The organism is Rhizobium anhuiense bv. trifolii (assembly GCF_024346605.1).
Lineage (GTDB): Bacteria > Pseudomonadota > Alphaproteobacteria > Rhizobiales > Rhizobiaceae > Rhizobium > Rhizobium anhuiense.
The window spans coordinates 3,079,409-3,096,237 of the sequence record NZ_CP098803.1 but is presented as its reverse complement, the minus strand read 5'-3'; the positions used below and the strand labels follow the sequence as shown (position 1 = coordinate 3,096,237).

General features: G+C 60.2%; 14 protein-coding genes. 5 read left to right on the top strand and 9 right to left on the bottom strand.

The annotated features are described in order from the left end of the window. Nucleotide 1: 1 nt before the first annotated feature. The 4 genes from NE851_RS23985 to NE851_RS23970 all read right to left on the bottom strand — a co-directional run bounded on the left by NE851_RS23985 (nt 2) and on the right by NE851_RS23970 (nt 3,578). Nucleotides 2–214, bottom strand: a complete 213-nt coding sequence (locus tag NE851_RS23985; protein ID WP_183907375.1) for a hypothetical protein — start codon at nt 212–214, stop codon at nt 2–4. Continuing rightward, complete coding sequence (locus NE851_RS23980; protein WP_028757828.1) at nt 211–1,164, bottom strand: carbohydrate ABC transporter permease; 954 nt, start codon at nt 1,162–1,164, stop codon at nt 211–213. The genes NE851_RS23985 and NE851_RS23980 overlap by 4 nt, the downstream gene beginning before the upstream one ends. Continuing rightward, nucleotides 1,161–2,129, bottom strand: a complete 969-nt coding sequence (locus NE851_RS23975; RefSeq protein WP_047610372.1) for a carbohydrate ABC transporter permease — start codon at nt 2,127–2,129, stop codon at nt 1,161–1,163. Before NE851_RS23975 ends, NE851_RS23980 begins: the two co-directional genes overlap by 4 nt. A 123-nt stretch (nt 2,130–2,252) precedes the next feature. After that, nucleotides 2,253–3,578: an ABC transporter substrate-binding protein gene (locus NE851_RS23970; protein WP_028757830.1), complete on the bottom strand. Its 1,326-nt coding sequence runs from the start codon at nt 3,576–3,578 to the stop codon at nt 2,253–2,255. A gap of 567 nt (nt 3,579–4,145) precedes the next feature. On the opposite strand from NE851_RS23970, the gene NE851_RS23965 reads away from it, so the two are divergent. From NE851_RS23965 to NE851_RS23950, 4 genes are all read left to right on the top strand, one after another. Beyond that, nucleotides 4,146–5,591 (top strand): MFS transporter, encoded by a 1,446-nt coding sequence (locus tag NE851_RS23965; RefSeq protein ID WP_047611666.1) that lies wholly within the window; start codon nt 4,146–4,148, stop codon nt 5,589–5,591. Nucleotides 5,592–5,869: 278 nt separating this feature from the next. After that, complete coding sequence (locus NE851_RS23960; protein ID WP_132572137.1) at nt 5,870–6,934, top strand: sensor histidine kinase; 1,065 nt, start codon at nt 5,870–5,872, stop codon at nt 6,932–6,934. Nucleotides 6,935–7,316: 382 nt separating this feature from the next. Then, nucleotides 7,317–8,525: an alpha/beta hydrolase gene (locus tag NE851_RS23955; protein WP_028757833.1), complete on the top strand. Its 1,209-nt coding sequence runs from the start codon at nt 7,317–7,319 to the stop codon at nt 8,523–8,525. A gap of 11 nt (nt 8,526–8,536) precedes the next feature. After that, nucleotides 8,537–10,471 carry a mechanosensitive ion channel family protein gene (locus NE851_RS23950; RefSeq protein ID WP_254958209.1) on the top strand — a complete coding sequence of 645 codons (1,935 nt, stop codon included), beginning with the start codon at nt 8,537–8,539 and terminating at the stop codon, nt 10,469–10,471. A gap of 94 nt (nt 10,472–10,565) precedes the next feature. Here the strand turns inward: NE851_RS23950 and NE851_RS23945 are convergent, their stop codons facing one another. Together NE851_RS23945 and NE851_RS23940 are read right to left on the bottom strand one after the other, a co-directional pair. Then, nucleotides 10,566–10,925: a hypothetical protein gene (locus tag NE851_RS23945; RefSeq protein WP_028757835.1), complete on the bottom strand. Its 360-nt coding sequence runs from the start codon at nt 10,923–10,925 to the stop codon at nt 10,566–10,568. A 77-nt stretch (nt 10,926–11,002) separates the two neighbouring features. Then, the gene (locus tag NE851_RS23940) at nt 11,003–11,647 is read right to left on the bottom strand and encodes a helix-turn-helix domain-containing protein (protein WP_028757836.1); all 645 of its coding nucleotides are present in this window, start codon (nt 11,645–11,647) and stop codon (nt 11,003–11,005) included. 157 nt (nt 11,648–11,804) lie between these two features. Between NE851_RS23940 and NE851_RS23935 the strand changes: the two genes are divergently transcribed. Beyond that, entirely contained in the window at nt 11,805–12,764 is a 960-nt protein-coding gene (locus NE851_RS23935; RefSeq protein WP_028755965.1) for a membrane protein, read from the top strand. A 63-nt stretch (nt 12,765–12,827) separates the two neighbouring features. Here NE851_RS23935 and NE851_RS23930 read toward each other — a convergent pair whose 3' ends face one another. The 3 genes from NE851_RS23930 to NE851_RS23920 all read right to left on the bottom strand — a co-directional run bounded on the left by NE851_RS23930 (nt 12,828) and on the right by NE851_RS23920 (nt 16,583). Next, nucleotides 12,828–14,609, bottom strand: coding sequence for a hypothetical protein (locus NE851_RS23930; RefSeq protein ID WP_183907443.1), 1,782 nt, complete (start codon nt 14,607–14,609; stop codon nt 12,828–12,830). A gap of 92 nt (nt 14,610–14,701) precedes the next feature. Continuing rightward, nucleotides 14,702–15,370, bottom strand: coding sequence for a response regulator transcription factor (locus NE851_RS23925; RefSeq protein WP_183907371.1), 669 nt, complete (start codon nt 15,368–15,370; stop codon nt 14,702–14,704). Further along, nucleotides 15,336–16,583 carry a sensor histidine kinase gene (locus NE851_RS23920; protein ID WP_254958204.1) on the bottom strand — a complete coding sequence of 416 codons (1,248 nt, stop codon included), beginning with the start codon at nt 16,581–16,583 and terminating at the stop codon, nt 15,336–15,338. The genes NE851_RS23925 and NE851_RS23920 overlap by 35 nt, the downstream gene beginning before the upstream one ends. Nucleotides 16,584–16,829: the final 246 nt, after the last annotated feature.

Genomic DNA, 16,829 nt, shown 5'->3' with positions numbered 1-16,829 from the left:
TTCACTCCGGGAATTTCGAAACGATGATGAACATGACGGTGCCCATGAGCAGGGTCACCAGCGAATAGGTGTAGAGCACCAGCAGGAAGGGCTGGAACAGCATCAGGAAACCGAGCCCGATCAGCACGGTGGCGATGGTCTCCATCGGGCCACGACGCAGGAAGAACGGTCGCTTCGGACGGGCGGGAGTGCGTGTCTCGATCAGATGGCTCATTTGCGGACGGCTCCGAAGGTGATGCCGCGCAGCAACTGCTTGCGCAGAAGAATGGTGAAGACGAGGATGGGGATCAGGAAGATCGTCGTGCCCGCGGCGACCGCCGGCCAGTCCTGTCCGCCTTCGCCGATGATCGTCGGGATGAAGGGCGGCGCGGTCTGGGCCTCGCCCGAGGTCAGAAGGGCGGCGAAGGCATATTCGTTCCAGGCGAAGATCAGGCAGAAGATCGCCGTCGCAGCAATGCCGGTGGTCGCCTGCGGCAGCACGACCTTTCGGAAGGCCTGCAGCCTCGTATAGCCGTCGATCATCGCCGCTTCCTCGTATTCGCGCGGGATCTCGTCGATGAAGCCCTTGAGCAGCCAGACGGCAAGCGAGACGTTGACGGCGGTGTAGAGCAGGATCATGCCGAGCGCCGTGTCCGACAGGCCGAGTTCGCGGTACATCAGGTAGATCGGGATGGCGACGGCGATCGGCGGCATCATGCGTGTCGACAGGATGAAGAACAGCAGGTCGTCGGCGAGCGGCACCTTGAAGCGCGAGAAGCCATAGGCGGCAAGCGTGCCGAGGAAGACTGCCAGGAAAGTGGAGCCGAAGGCGATCACCAGCGAATTGACGAAGCGCGGCAGGAAGTTCGACGGGCCGGCGATCACCATGTTGCGCTTGCGCGTCACCTCATCGCAGGCTCCGACCGGCGCCGGCAGCGAGGCGATATAATCAGGCGTTTGCCGGGTGCGCGTCGTGAACAGGTTGCAATAGCCTTCGAGCGACGGCGTGAAGACGATCTTCGGGGGATAGCTGATCGAATCCGGCGGCGACTTGATGCTGGTCAGGAAGATCCAGACGAGTGGGATGAGGGTGATCAGCGCGTATAGGACGACGATGGTGCCGGCGATGCGCTTGCTGGAAAGGCTCGGTTCGACGACCGAATGGGCGGAGTTGGCGGCGCTCATCGTTGCTTCACCTTGTTCAATGCCTTGACGTAGATGTTGGCGAGGCCAAACACCGCGACGAAGAGGATGATGGCGAAGGCCGAGGCCCGGCCGGTCGCCCAGCTTTCGAAGGCCGCGCGTTTCAGCGTGATCGAAGCGACTTCGGTGACCGAGCCGGGCCCGCCGCCGGTGAGCAGCGTCACCATGTCGAACATCTTGAAATTCTCGATGCCGCGGAAGAGCACGGCGAGCATGATGAAGGGCAGGGCCATCGGCACGGTGATCGACCAGAACTGGCGCCAGGGCGAAGCGCGGTCGACCTCGGCCGCCTCATAGATATAATCGGGGATGGAGCGCAGGCCGGCGAGGCAGATCAGCATCACATAGGGCGTCCACATCCAGGTATCGACGATGATGATCGCCCAGGGCGCCAGAGTGACGTTGCCGAGCATCTGGATCTCCGATGTCGGAATGCCTGATATCAGCGACACGGCATAGGCAAAGAGGCCGATCTGCGGCTCGTAGAGAAAGCGCCAGAAATTGCCGACCACGGCAGGCGACAGCATCATCGGAATCAGGATGATCGTCGTCCAGAAGGCATGGCCGCGAAACTTGCGGTCGATCAGATAGGCCAGCGTGAAACCGATCACCGTCTGCAGCACGATCGTCCAGAAGACGAAATGCGCGGTGGTCTGCATCGCCAACCAGATGTCGGGATCGTTGAGGACGCGCTGGTAATTTCCAAGGCCGACGCCCTGGACCGGCGCATTCGGCCGGTTGGCGCGGTAATTGGTGAAGGAGAGATAGACCGCCCAAAGCAGCGGGAAGATGTTGATCGCCAGCAGCAAGGTGATGGCCGGTGCAATGAACAGCCAGGCGATCGCCCTGTCGGAGAGCCCGCGGACGCGCCGGGCGACCGAGACCGGCGTTGCCCTTGCTGTTGCGTCGGCTGCCTTCTCGACGATGGAGGAATGGGACATAGTCAAGTTTTCACCTGGTCTTATTGGGGTACGGGGTCTTTTGGCATATGGCAGATCTGGCGGCCCGGCTCGTCTGCCGATCCGGGCCGCCATCCTGGCGAGGATGACACGCAACAGTGATGCCACGCGCTAGATCTTGCCGTCGTCCTTGAAGACGTCGCCCCAATCCTTCACCAGACCGTCCAGCGCTTCCTTGGCGGTGCCGTTGCCGGCGACCACGTAGTTGTGGACGCGTTTCTGCATGGCCTGCAGCAGTGAGGCGTAGCTCGGCTCAGCCCAGAAGTCCTTGACGATCGCCATCGAGTCCAGGAAGGCTTGGGCATAGGGCTGGCTCTTGGCAAAGCTTGGCGCGTTGACGACGGAGTTCAGGCAGGAAAAGCCGCCGAGTTCCCACCATTTGGCCTGCACATCAGGCTGGGCGAACCACTTGATATATTGCAGGGCGGCGTCGCGCTTGTCGGAGTAGGAGACCACCGAGATGCCCTGGCCGCCGAGCTGGGCGAAATGCGCCTTTTCAGCCGGATTGGGGAAGAAGCCGATCCTGTCGCCGCCGACCTTTTCGTCCTTATAGAGGCCGGGCCAGGTGAAGGCGAAGTTCATCTGCATGGCGACCTGGCCGGATTTGAAGGCATCGGCGGATTCGACCATGTAGACGTTCGAGCTGCCGGGCGGGGTGCAGCAATCATAGAGGGATTTGTAGAATTCGAGGCCCTTGACCGCATCGTCCGAGTTGACGAAACCTTCCATGTCATAGGGTTTCTTCGGATTGTCGTACTGGAAGCCCCAGTCATAGAGGACGTTGGTCACGCCCATGGTTATGCCTTCGGAGCCGCGTTCGGTATAGATCGAGGCGCCATAGACGGTCTTGCCGTCGATCTCCCGCTTCTGGAAGAATTCGGCGATCTGCTTCAACTGATCGTAGGTCTTCGGCGCTGCGAGATCCCAGCCGTATTTTGCCTTGAATTCCTTCTGCAGTTCCGGCTTCTCGAACCAGTCCTTGCGGTAGGTCCAGCCGACGACGTCGCCCATGGCGGGCAGTGCCCAGTAGTTCGGGGTGTTCTTCGGCCATTCCGAGTAGCCGACGACCGTCGCCGGCACGAAGTCATCCATCTTGATGCCTTCCTTATCGAAGAAGTCGTTGAGCTTGACGTAGTGGCCGTTCTCGGCCGATCCGCCGATCCACTGGCTGTCACCGATGATGAGATCGCAGAGCTTGCCGTGGGAGTTCAGTTCGTTGAGGAAGCGGTCGGCATAACTCGTCCACGGAACGAATTCGAACTTCATCTGCGTGCCGGTTTTGGCGGTGAAATCCTTCGACAGCTCGACGAGCGCATTGGCGGGGTCCCAGGCGGCCCAGCACAGCGTCAGTTCATCGGCTTTGGCGAGATTGGGCAATGCCGACGACATGACGAATGCCGTGGCCAGCCCCAAAAGGGCTTTCGATGTTTTCTGCATAAGTTCCTCCCAGAACCAAGGGCCGGCTCCCCGCCGGCGTCGCATGTTCACCCACTTCAGAAAATGCTCACATGAACTCCTCAATCATCATGTTTAGCAATATGTTTAGTGAAAACTATTTTTATAAACATTGCAAGTCGCAATCGTTGCTGCAGTGCACAGATGTCGCGCCCATCCGGCAGCGACTTTCTGGGCGCAATCTTTTCCGCGAAATCGGGAAATTTCTCCGCAAGCGTACCAAAGCAGCGACATCTGGCCTCGCTGCGACATCGATCGCCCGATATGGATTGTGCGCCGCTCCTGTTTTTCCCCGGGGCGGATCAGGCTTGGCCTCGCTTCGGCGGGGCCTTTTTCTTGAATCCTTTCTGGGGATCGATGTCGGCCGCCGTCCGGCCCTATCGCGAATATTCCTGCGCAGTGCGAGATTTAGCCTTTCCGGCCGGCTGCAACGGGCGTATTCAGCCAGTGCGCGGCTTTCCATGTCCGCGCGCCTCCGCGCGGCAGATCTCCGATCGGCTTCCTTCCCGTTTCCCTGCCGCGTCATCCGGAATTTTCATTGGCAGATCGATGACCACGGCAGAGACGAGCGAGAACGGGCAAGAGGCGGCGAGCGGCCGCCAGGCGAAAATCGTGGCGCTGGTCGTTGCCGTTTCCTTCTTCATGCAGATCCTCGACGGCACGATCGTCACCACCTCGCTGCCGCAGATGGCGGCAAGCTTCGGCGTGCAGCCGGTGTCGATGAGCATCGGCATCACCGTCTACATGCTGACGATGGCCGCTTTCATTCCGCTGTCGGGCTGGCTCGGCGATCGGTTCGGCGCGCGCCGTATCTTCCTGATGTCGATTGCCGTTTTTACCGGGGCCTCGCTGTTCTGCGGGCTCTCTGGCAGCCTTGCGGAATTCGTGCTGTGGCGCGCCGTCCAGGGGGCGGGCAGTGCGCTGATGACGCCGGTCGGGCGCATCATCGTGCTCAAGAATGCCCGCAAGTCGGAACTGGTGCAGGCGATCGCGCTGATCACCTGGCCGGCGCTGACGGCGCCGGTGATCGGCCCGGTGCTCGGCGGCTTCATCACCACCTATGCCAGCTGGCACTGGAACTTCCTCATCAACATCCCGATCGGCATTCTCGGCATGGTGCTGGTGCTGCGCTTCGTGCCGGAGCAGCGCGAGAGCAATCCCGGCCGGCTGGATCTGGTGGGCTTCGTCCTCAGCGCTGCGGGATTGACCTTCCTGCTTGCCGCGTTGGAGCTTTCGGTCAAATGGGACGGCGGTCTCTTGCCGATCATTTCAATGCTGGCGGCGGGCATCGTGCTTTCGGTCATGGCGACTCGGCATTTTCTCGCCGTCGACAATCCACTGCTCGACCTTTCGGCCTTCCGCATCCAGACCTTTTCGATGTCGACGCTGTCGGCGGGCACGGCCTGCCGGATGGCCATCAACGCGACGCCGTTCCTACTGCCTCTGCTGTTCCAGCTCGGCTTCGGACTGAGCTCGATTGCCGCCGGCACCTATCTGCTCGTCTATTTCCTCGGCAATTTCAGCATGAAGGCGGTGACGACGCCGCTGCTGCGGTTCTTCGGCTTCCGCACCGTGCTCGGGGTCAATGGGTTGATCGCGGCGCTTTCGATTGTCGGCTGCGGCTTCCTTTCGCCGGCGACGCCGCCGTTTTTCATCCATGCGCTGCTTTTTCTCGCCGGCCTGTCGCGGTCGATGGAATTCACCGCGCTGAACACGCTGGCTTTTGCCGATATCGGCCCGGCGCAGCGAAGCTCGGCCTCGACGCTGTCGAGCATGCTGCAGCAGGTGTCGATGCTGCTCGGCGTGGCGGTGGCGGCGGCCGTGCTCAATATCGCCTCGGCTCTCAGGGGCGCCGACAATCCCGTTCTTGCCGATTTTCGCTGGGCTTTCGTCGTGGTCGGCGCGATCGGCATCGTCTCGTCGCTACGCTTCCTGCAATTGCCGGTGGAGGCGGGGGCGGAAGTATCCGGCCATCGGAAATTCCAGAAAAATTAGCTTGGCCTGCGGAACCAATCGGGCCACTCGGCGTTTATGGAACTTACTTCAGGGTTCTCGTTTCCCAGCCTCTTTCAACGGTTTCCATGGGATCCTCCCCAGGCCAGGGTCATGTTCTGAAAATGCCGGCTGCCCGACATCCTCTTCCGCGCCGCCTGCGACAAGAGCGAGGGATAACCGCTGTTTACCCCAGGCGGTCAATGCAATACGACATTGCCATGCGGACGACTCGGACGCTTGCGGGCGTTCGTCGCTCAGAGAGAACGCCGGGAGACGGAATGAGCAATTCTAGCGGCGATGCGGATGCCCTGATCCACATCCTCTATATCGACGACGACGAGGAGCTTGCCCTGCTGATGCAGAAGAACCTGCTCCGGCGCGGCTTTTCGGTGGAGTGGGCTGAGAATGGCGCTGCCGGCCTTGCGAGACTCGGCGAAGGCGGTATCGATGCCGTCGTGCTCGATCATGTCCTGGCTGACGAGACCGGCCTCGACATTTTGCCCTGCATTACGGCGATGCCGGATCATCCGCCGGTCATCTATGCGACGGGTTCGGACGATACCAGCATCGCGGTTGCGGCGCTGAAGGCCGGCGCCGATGACTACATGCTCAAGGAGATCTCAGCCGATTATTTCGACCTGCTGGCCGCTGCCCTCGAACAGGCGCTGGAGCGGGCGCGTTTTCGCCGCGAAACAGCGCAGGCTCAGGAGGTGATCCGCCAGCAGCGCGACCTTGCCGAGATGCTGCTTACCGAAGTCAACCACCGGATCGCCAACAGCCTCGGCCTGGTCGGCGCGCTAATCCGCATGCAGTCTTCGATGACCAAGGACCAGGTGGCGATCGATGCGCTGCATGAAACGCAGATGCGCATCAACGCCATCGCCAGCGTGCACCGCCGGCTCTACACCAACCGGCAGGTCGGCTCGGTGCAGGTCGACGAATATCTGAACAGCCTGCTCACCGAACTCGAAGCCTCGATGCGCGACGACAAGCGGCCACACCGCATCGTGCTCACTGCTGAGCCGGTCAATCTGGCGACCGACAAGGTGATCACGCTCGGGCTGATCGTCAGCGAGCTTGTCACCAATGCCTTCAAATATGCCTATCCGGATAGCGTGCCGGGCGAGATCCGCGTCCTCGTCGACCAAACGGACGAGACATTGCGCGTCATCGTCGAGGATGACGGCGCCGGTTTCGACCCGTCGAGCCCGGCCAGAGGAACCGGCCTCGGCACGCGCATTCTGACGGCCATGGCCGCGAGTTTGAAATCGGATTTCGCTTATGATCCCGGGCATGACGGCACCAAGGCGACATTGGTGTTTTCGTTGCATGAGGGGAAGTAGGGTTTGTGCAGCCTAAAGGCTTGCCGGCCGATCTTTTCTTGAAATGTTGTGCGCCCTGAAGCAGCTCCAGAGCGCGATGATCTGTTTACGGTCGACCCGCGGCGGGCTCGGGAAGAAGTCTGCCCCGCAGCAGCCAGATCCTGCCGGATACGATCTCGCGGTCGGATAGCCGTAAGCTATGCTATATCCGACACCTGTCGCCAAAGCCTGCTTTCTTTCGCTGCGCTCGGACGGCCTGTGCGGGACGTGACTCCTATCCATGCCTGCGCAACGATCGCTTTCAAAGCATACAGATATTACGTGATGCTACAGGCGCCGCTGCGACCCAGCTGCTAGTATTCCGGCTCCGAAGCCTCCTCCTGGGCGATTGCTGGATGCGTGAATGGCAAAGCGTAGCGTGGCTCTTTTTCTTCTTCTAACGAGTTGCGGGCATCCGGGCGGCGTGATGACACCCGTTTCAATTTCATCGACGCCGCCAACATCAAGGGTCGACATGCTGGTTGCGACCACGCGCGAGCCTTCCGGAAGCCCGGCCACACTCTTCAACGGCGAGCGCAGTTCCAAGCCACATCTGACCCAGATCTCCATTTCAATCCCGGCAAAGCGTGAAGCCGGCACGGTTCAGTGGCCTAAACGCCTTCCCCCCGATCCCGCCACCGACTTTGCCGTGACGAACGTTCAGCAGATCGACACCGTCGCGCAAGGCCGCGTCTGGTTCCGACAGCACGTGAACGGCGGGCATGCACTCGTCTTCATTCATGGCTTCAACAACACCTATGAGGATTCCGTCTTCCGGCTGGCGCAGATCGTGCACGACAGCAAGATGCAGGCGACGCCCGTCCTGTTCACCTGGCCGTCACGAGCGGAAATCACTGCCTACCAGTACGACAAGGAAAGTACGAACTATTCGCGCACGGCGCTGGAGCAGGCGCTTCGCACGCTGGCGGCCGATCCCAACGTCAAGGACATCACCGTCATGGCCCACTCTATGGGGACCTGGCTTGCCATGGAATCCCTGCGGCAGATGGGGATACGCGACGGTCACGTTAATTCGAAAATCCACAATGTCATCCTGGCCTCGCCCGACATCGACATTCAGGTCTTCGCCAAACAATATGTGGAGATGGGCGAACCGCGCCCGAAATTCACGATCTTCGTCTCCCAGGATGACAAGGCTCTTGCAGTCTCCAGCTTTCTCACCGGACGTGTATCCCGTCTCGGTGCGATCAACCCTGCTGAAGAGCCCTACCGCTCGAAACTGGAAAAGGCCGGCATCACCGCCATCGACCTGACGAAGGTGAAGACCAACGACAAGCTCAATCACGGCAAATTTGCGGAAAGTCCCGAGATTGTCCAACTCATCGGCCAGCGCCTTATGACCGGCCAGACCCTTACCGATTCCAAGGTCACGCTGGGCCAGGGCATTACAGCTGTCGTCGGCGGCACGGTGGCAAATATCGGCACTGTAGCGGCCACCGCCGTCGCGGCGCCGGTTGCGATCATCGAGCAGCCCGTCACGCGGAGGAGGCCGCCACGATCCGCCAACGAGACGCTCGACGGCGACCTGAAACAACAGACGCTGACGCAATGAGGAGTCTCAGGTTGAAATGGCTGCTTTCCTTCACCGCCGCCTTTTTCCTCGCATTGAGCGCTTTGGCACAAACGCCGCCGGTAAGCCCTCAGCAGAAGATCGACGAACTCGTGCGCCTGCTGCAGGATCCCGAGGTGAAAGTCTGGCTCGATAGCCGCAAGCAGGAGAGCGGATCCGCGCCATCCGTTTCAACGGCCGGCCATTCGGCCTTGGCCAGGTGGGAGGCCGGCGTGCGGGGGCGTGTGAACGCGATTCTGGCGGCGATCCCGGCGATTCCGGCAGAGGTGACGGCGGCGGCAAGGAGAGCAAGGCGCGAAGCTGCCGACAGAGGCTATGCGCCGGTATTCGTCATATTCGGCGGTCTGGTCGCCTTTGGTCTCGCCGCCGAGGCGGTGTATCGCAGGTTTGCCGCACGTCGCGAGGCATTGTTTGGCCGGCTTATCCCAGTCGGCATATTCGCCGGCGCGATGGGCATCGTCTTTTTCGCGGTCGAATGGCCGCCGCTCGCGCGAGTGACGCTCCTTGCCTATCTCTCAGCTTTCATCCTGTTTCGATTGGCGGCTGCACTCCTGTCCGCGGTAGCGATGGGCTCGTCGCTGCGGATGAGGCTATTGATCCTGTTCGGGCTCATCAGCTTTGCGAGCGCGACAGCAGCCGTCGGCGAGCCGCTCGGCGTTTCCCCTGAAGCCAGCGATGCAATCAGCTACTGCTTCTCCGTGATTGGGCTGCTTTTTGCCATCGAAGCCGTGTGGTCGATCTGGGAAGGAAGCCGCGCCTGGAAGGCGGCGCTAACGGCTTTCCTCGTCGTCCTGTGGCTCGTCTGGTGCCTCAATATGAAGGGCCTGTTCTGGATCGGCATCTACGCGCTGATATTGCCGGCGGTCCTGAATGCCGTCGGCCGCATGGCGCTGTCCTTCACCAGCGATCCCGGCAGCCTGCGCGGTATCCTGGTCGCCCGCGGTGCGCGCGCCGCAGTTATCGCGGTCGCCGTGGGATGGCTGGCGCTTGTCTGGCGTCTCAATCCAGACACGCTGGGTCGGCGCGACCCGATGATCGCGGCTCTGTTTTACGGCGGCTTGAAGAGCGTCCTGATCCTCGTGGTCGCCGACCTTCTTTGGCAAGTGGCGCGGGGTTGGATCGATCGAACGCTGCGTGTATCGACCAGCACGACATCGCTTGCGCCGGCCGACGCAGCCCGACGCGCGCGGTTTCGGACACTTCTCCCGATCCTTCGCAATGCATTGGCCGTTGCTGTCGCGGTCATGGCGGGGCTGATCGTGCTGGCGCAATTGGGTGTGCAGATCGGACCGCTGATCGCCGGAGCGGGCATCTTCGGGGTCGCCATCGGTTTCGGCTCGCAGACTTTGGTCAAAGACGTGATCAACGGTGTCTTCTACATGCTCGACGACGCCTTCCGTGTGGGTGAATACATCCAGGCCAAGGACTACAAGGGGACGGTGGAGAGCTTCAGCCTGCGCTCGGTGCGTTTGCGCCATCATCGCGGCCCGGTGTTCACGGTGCCGTTCAGCGAATTGGGTGCCGTCGAGAACATGAGCCGGGACTGGGTGATCGACAAGTTCAGGATCACCGTCGGATTCGATACCGACATAGACAAGGCGCGCAAGCTGACCAAGAAGGTCGGAGCCGATCTGATGGAAGATCCGGAACTCGGCCAGCACTTCATCGAGCCGCTGAAAATGAAGGGCGTCGAGCAGTTCGGCGACTACGGCATCGTGTTGAGCTTCGCCATGACCACGGTTCCGGGCATGCAGACTTATATCCGTCGCAAAGCCTATGCCAAGATTCGCGAGTTGTTCCTGGCCAACGGCATCGCATTCGCGCAGCCAACGGTGCAAGTCGGAGGCGACGACAAGGGTGGCGGCGCGGCGGCCGCTCAAGCGATCCTTGCGCAGCAGGCGGCAAAATCGGCGACGCCGGCGAAGTGACCTCGCCGGCCACGGCAGATGAAAGGATACTCCAACACGTTCAATCGTCGCATTGTGCTTTCCGAAAATCGATTCCGATTTTCGGGCCGATGCGCTAAGGTTTCAGATCATAGGCCTGCTGAGACGCACGAAGCTCCACCAGCGTCTTGCCGACGCAGCTGCCGCCGCCGGCGCCGCCGATCGCCTTTGCCTGTCCATCGAGCGTGATCGTGCCGGCGATCCGGTCGGATGCGACATAGGTCGCCACGCCGTCTTGCGAGACACGCGATATGTAAAAGGCATGGTAGGTTTCGTTGTACTTGCAATGGATGACCAACGGAAACTGAGAGAAGGGATCATCCTCGGCATGGACGGCGTGCAGTGGAAAAGCTGCGACCAGAGTCGGCGCGGCGACCAGGCCCGCAAGAGCTCTTCTGGCCAATGCGATCGATTTTCGGCGGGACGCATGTGTCATGGTTCAATCCTCTATCGTAGCCTGCAGCGCCGCGCGTATCGTCAGATTCGCAAAGACCGCTGTCACACTCTGCATTGCTAAATCGTCAAGGCGACGAGCGCATCGCGATCGAGAAGCCGTACAATCCGTTGTGATTTGCCGGCAAGACGAAGGATGCGTTTCTCCCGGAGCTTCGTAAAAGAGCGGGCAACCGTTTCGACCGTCAGCCCGAGATAGTCGGCAATATCGCTGCGAGACATCATCATATCGAATTCCGGATCCTCGGGATGGCGGTCGGCCATCTCCTGAACGAAGGCTGCAAGGCGCTTCAAGGCGCTTTGCTCGCTGATGATGAGTTGTTTGCATTGCGCCTTTGCCAGGTTCGTCAGGGCAATGTGCAAAAGATCGATGGGGACGACCGCGTCCTGATTGGTGCGAAACGGCCTTACGCGCGTTTCGCAAATGGCCTCTGCAAAATCGGTCCGGACATTCCCGTTTTCGAGCCCGAACCATTCGCCCTTGCCGCAGAAGGATAGGATATGCCGCTGGCCGCTCGACGTCAGGCGGTAAATCCGCACGGCGCCTGCTTCGACCTGGTAGATGGCAAGGGCATATTCGCCTTCGCTGTAGATCGTTTCGTCGGCGCTGAGTTTGATCGACTGATCTTTGGCTGTTGCGGAAACCGTTCCATGGTGGTGGCCGGGAACCGTTGTGTATTTTCCGATCGCGTGACCCTGGAACATGTGCGTCGTCCCCCATCCGCGTTCAGCATAAGCAATCGCTGCGTGCCTCGGTATTCGAGATACCCCTTACGTATTGCTACGGAAGCACGCGACCGCCGATGGGTGTATAATGCTTCCACCCCTTGAGAGTGATACGGCGGTATCGCGGGAGGTCTAGATGGCACCGGAAGAGGGAGGGGGCAGCCAGGCACGTCAAGATACCGAAAGCGTTCGCGCGCAGCTTGATCGTATACTCGCAAGCCCGGAATTTCTTGCGCCTGAACGCGGGCGCCGCTTCCTGCAATATATTGTGGAAGAGACGCTTGAAGGCCACGCCGGACAGCTCAAGGCTTTTACGATTGCACAGGCCGTGTTCGGCCGCGATGCCTCCTTCGATGCACAGAACGATCCGGTTGTCCGTATCGAAGCCGGGCGGATCCGTCGCGCCCTTGAACGATACTATCTCGTCTGCGGAAGCAGCGACCCGATACAAATCACCATTCCCAAAGGGGGCTATGCTCCACATTTTTCAAGCGATGAAGACACCTCGAACGTCGAGGCCGCCGATGCGCCAAATCGGGAGAACAGGCACCGCCATCCCGGGCATCAGCGATCGATGCGATATCGCGATCTTCTCCTGCCGATCGGCATTCCCGCGCTCTTCGGCGCAATGGCGGTACTCGCCCTCATCCGCCCGCTCGAATCCTACCTGTCGCCGCCGAAAACGCCGCCGGCTGCCGTCTCGACGTTGAAAAGCAAAACCAGGATTGTTGTCGAACCCTTCGCAGCCCTCGGCGGTACTGCGCGCGGCGCGGATTTTGCCAAGGGGCTGGCCGATCAGCTGATCGCCAAGCTCATGAAAGTGGACAACCTCGTCGTGCTTGCTCCCGATCGATCCGGGATGGAGACGACCGGCTCGCTGTTCAATCTGCAGGGAAGCATCCTTGTCGAGGGCACAGTCCTGCATCTGCATGTCCGCCTGATCAACGGCGCCGACGGCACGGTCGTCTGGGCAAATCAATATGATCGCGAGTTGCGCGATCAAACCATTCTCGATGTCGAGGACGAAATTGCCGCTCAAATCGTTATGGAAATTTCAAGCAACCAGAAACTGAGCGGCGCAGATCCGATTCCATAGCCGCATAGCAAGCGACCGCCTTCCCATCGCCGGCGGGACCGTCCATCCGGATCGTTCGTGCCATTATCCTCCCGATGGCAGGTCGACGGCCACCCCTGCGGCGCGCAGGCCGGCAAAGAACCTTTCCTGATCCGCCGGGCGCTGCAAGCGCAGCGAAACCTCCTGGCGGATGTTCGTCATCAATGCCGGCGCGTGGGACTGGAGCCAATCCTGCTCCAACTTGGCGTCCTCCATCTTCCCCGCGGCTCCGAGAATGGACAGCAAGGCAAGGCGGCGCATGGGGTTGCCGTCGAGATCCGATATTCGCGACCATTGTTCTGCCGCTTCGATATCGCCTCTCATAAATGCGCACATCGCCATACCCGCCTCGTAATAGCCACTGGGGCCGGCATTTTTGTCAAGCGCGATCGATATCAACTCGCAACCCGATTGCCATTTGCCCGACATCGCCAATCGCAAGCCGTACTCGCCCGCAACTTCCACATCGTCGGGATCTGCGCCATAGGCCGCCGTCCCGGCCGCCAGCGCCTTGTCGATATCTCCACGGAAGAAGTTCACCAGCATAACGGCGCGAAGCACGCGGGGATTATCCGGCGCCAGCGATTCCGCCCGCTGCGCCGAAGCCGTTGCCAATTCGAGGGGCTTGGCCGAAGATGGTGTGCCGAGCCTGTAGCGAAATCTGATTTCGTCAAGATAGACCAGGGACAAGAGCGCCCATGACGTCGCATTATCGGGGGTGCGCCGGATAGCCTGTTGCAGGCACTCGCGCACCGCGCCATGACTTTGCGAAGTCATCGCCTGGAGATAGCTATAGTAGGCCGGGATACAGGCACGGGCATCCTGGTCTGCCTTCTGCGCCGCCTGCGCGATCATGGCTGTTTCGGCCTGAAAGATGGCGCCGTGGGGCTGCGCTATCGCACCGGCGATTTGCCGGGCAACATTTGTTTGAATCCAGAGCTTGTTCTGAGCGCGAAGATCGGCATCGAAATTATTGGCCCAGATGACGGCCCCGTCTGCCCGACGCACCAGCCTGGCAACGGAGCGCAACCGGCTTCCATCCGTCTGGACGTTGCCCTGAAGCGCGTAGTCGGCAGCAGCGGCATGATCACCCGGCGGCGGATCGGCGACCACGACGATGTCTTCGAGCTGGGCAAGCTGGCCGATAACATCGTCTCTCAGGCCGCGGGCGATATCCGAATTGGAATCGACGGAGTTGCTCTCTGCAAAAACCTCGACAGCTACCGTCGGCGGGGAGGTATGTTTATGCGTCGGCAATGGTCTGATCGGGGCACTTCCCGCCACAAGAAATGCCGATGCAAGGGCGAGAAGAAGAAGAATGGCCAGCAGACCGGTTCCGAGACCACGAGCAATCGGCGGCGGACGGCGCGCCTCATGAGGTGAATGATCTTGATCAGCAAATTCTCCGATCCGCGGATTTTCCGGGTCTTTTTCGGGCCGAGCCGGCATTGGCGCGTCGCGGGTATATTCGAAATGCGGCACGTATCCGCCTTTCGGCACCGTAATAATGACGTCATCCGCCTGGCCTGCGACGAGATAATAACGTTCCAGGGCCTTTCGTATTCGGCCCGCCTCGATCCTGACGACTGGATCATTCTGCGGGTCGAATGACGCTTCCCGACCAAAAACCATATTTGCGATGGTAAATGCCTTCAGGAAACCTGATCGACCAGCGAGCGTCTCGCTGACAACAAATTCCAAAAAATTTCGCCCGCGCTTCGGCGCGTGAAATTCTTCACTTGCGAGAATTCGCTCGACTTGCCGGCAGATTTCCTCAGCCGTCGGTCCAAGACTGCTGAATACATCGATCTTTGTTGCGTTTCTCATGATCGCCCCTACGACAAGATCACGCAATTATATAAGCGTCTTCTAAAGCATCATATCTGAGGAGCGTCCAGTTGCAAGCACCGCTTTTCGAATTATCGCGCGCAGGCTGGCCAGGTGTTGGCCGGTGAGATCCGTCCGGATTCGGTCGACCGCTCGACCGCGTCGATGGCGATGGCCATGCGCATGAGCTCTGCAAGATTGCGAGCTCCCATCTTGGCCATGACATTGGCGCGGTGGACCTCCACCGTGCGCGAGCTGATGCCGAGATGATAGGCGATCATCTTGTTCTGCAGACCATCGAGCACGCCGATCAGAACCTGATGTTCGCGGTCCGTGAGCTGACGAACTCGTGCCGCGACGCTTTCGGAATCGGCGATTGCGCTGCCTGGACGCCTTTGTCCCATTGCCAGATTGATCGCCGCGATCAGTGCTTCCTCCCTGAGAGGCTTTTCGAGGAAATCCGACGCTCCCGCCTTCATCGCCTGAACGGCTGCAGCGATATCGCCCTGGCCGGTAATGACGATCGCCGGAACGTCTACGCCGAACCGGCGCAGACGTTGGAGCAATTCGATGCCGTTGACATCAGGCATGCGCAGATCCGTCACAAGGCAGTTTCGGCCCGAAAGCGGCAGAATATCCAGAAATGCTTTTGCGCAACTATGTGCTCGCACGGCAAACCCTGCCGATACCAGCAAGAATGTCAAAGATCGTCTCAATACCTCCTCGTCATCGACGAGATGGATCGTAAGGTCGTTCGTCATCGATTTCTGTCTCCACCAGCGGAAGCGAGAACGAGAAGACTGAACCATTCTCTGTTCTTCTACGCGCGCCTATTCGGCCTCCATGCGCCTCGACAATGCGCTTGGACAATGCCAAGCCCATGCCAAGGCCATGCGGCTTGCCGGTCACGAAAGGACGAAACAACGACTCTTCCATTTCGGCTGCAATCCCGCAGCCATTGTCGGACACGTCGACAATGACATACGAGGAATTGTCTTTTGTCCGGATCGTAATCAAGGGCTGCTCGACACACTCGGTCGCCTCCAAGGCGTTGCGAACGAGGTTCGTGAGCACTTGCACGATCTGAACGCGGTTTCCAAGGATGGTGTTCTTCACTGCTTCGAGCCGAAAGTCGGTGTGAAGGTCTTTTCGCCGCGACCCAATGAGTGCGAGCCTTGTCGCCCTATGGATCAGTTCGTGCATCGCCTCCGGTTTCCTCTCGGAAGCGCCACGCTCGACGAATTCTCTCACGTTCTGGACGATACTTCCTGCCCAGAGCGCTTGCTGCGTAATTTCCAGCAGCGCTTCGTGAAGCTCTTCACCGCGCCGGCGACGCTTGCCCATGACAAGGCGCCCGCACCCCTCTGAATAGGCCGCGATAGACGACAGCGGCTGGGAAAGCTCATGGGCAAGAGTGGACGCCATCTCCCCCAGCTCAGTCATTCTTGCAAGCCGGGCAATCTCTTGCTGCAGCTCCTGAACTTGCTGCAAGGTCTCGCGTTCGGTTCGAAAGTCCTCAAAAATCGCCGCAGTGAAGACGCCTTTTTCATCATCCTTCCTGATAATGGTAAGTGCGGTCGGAAATTGAACTCCGCTCTTGGTGATCGCTAGACCGGCACGCACCGCCCCGTGGTCTGCCCAGCGCCCATTCAATCGAACATTCGGCGTCGGATGCCAGACGAGGCCGATCTTTCGGCCCATCAATTCACGCTCTTCATAACCGAACATGGCAATCGCAGCCTTGTTGCAGCCGGAAATTCTATGGCGGCCATCGATAAAAAACACGGCGTCCGGCATGTGTTCGTGGAGTTGCCGGATCCAGTCCATCCGCAGCCCGTCGTTTCCTTCGCGCAAGGCGCGCACCGGCTCGTGAGACACCACCTGCGACGTCCCGGATCGGACTTGTCCTGCGACGACTGCGACGGTGGAACTGGCTTCGGCGACGACGCGCGGCGGCGCCATCTTGATGGACATGATGGTCTCCTCCGTCCATTGAGAAGTCTTGGCCCATGGACCGTCTTTCCTCCAGAATGAGGTCACAATACCACCATTGGGCGGGTAATCCGTGTAGTATCGCGTAGCCTCTATTGGTCTTGCTCCGCGAACCTTCGGCGCAAACCCATAGCGCGTCGTCCGACTTCGTCGCCATTGATCCGGCTCAATGCCTCCGTCTCATTGTTCCACTATGGTGAGAAACAGCGGGCAAGTGGCCGGGCCGCC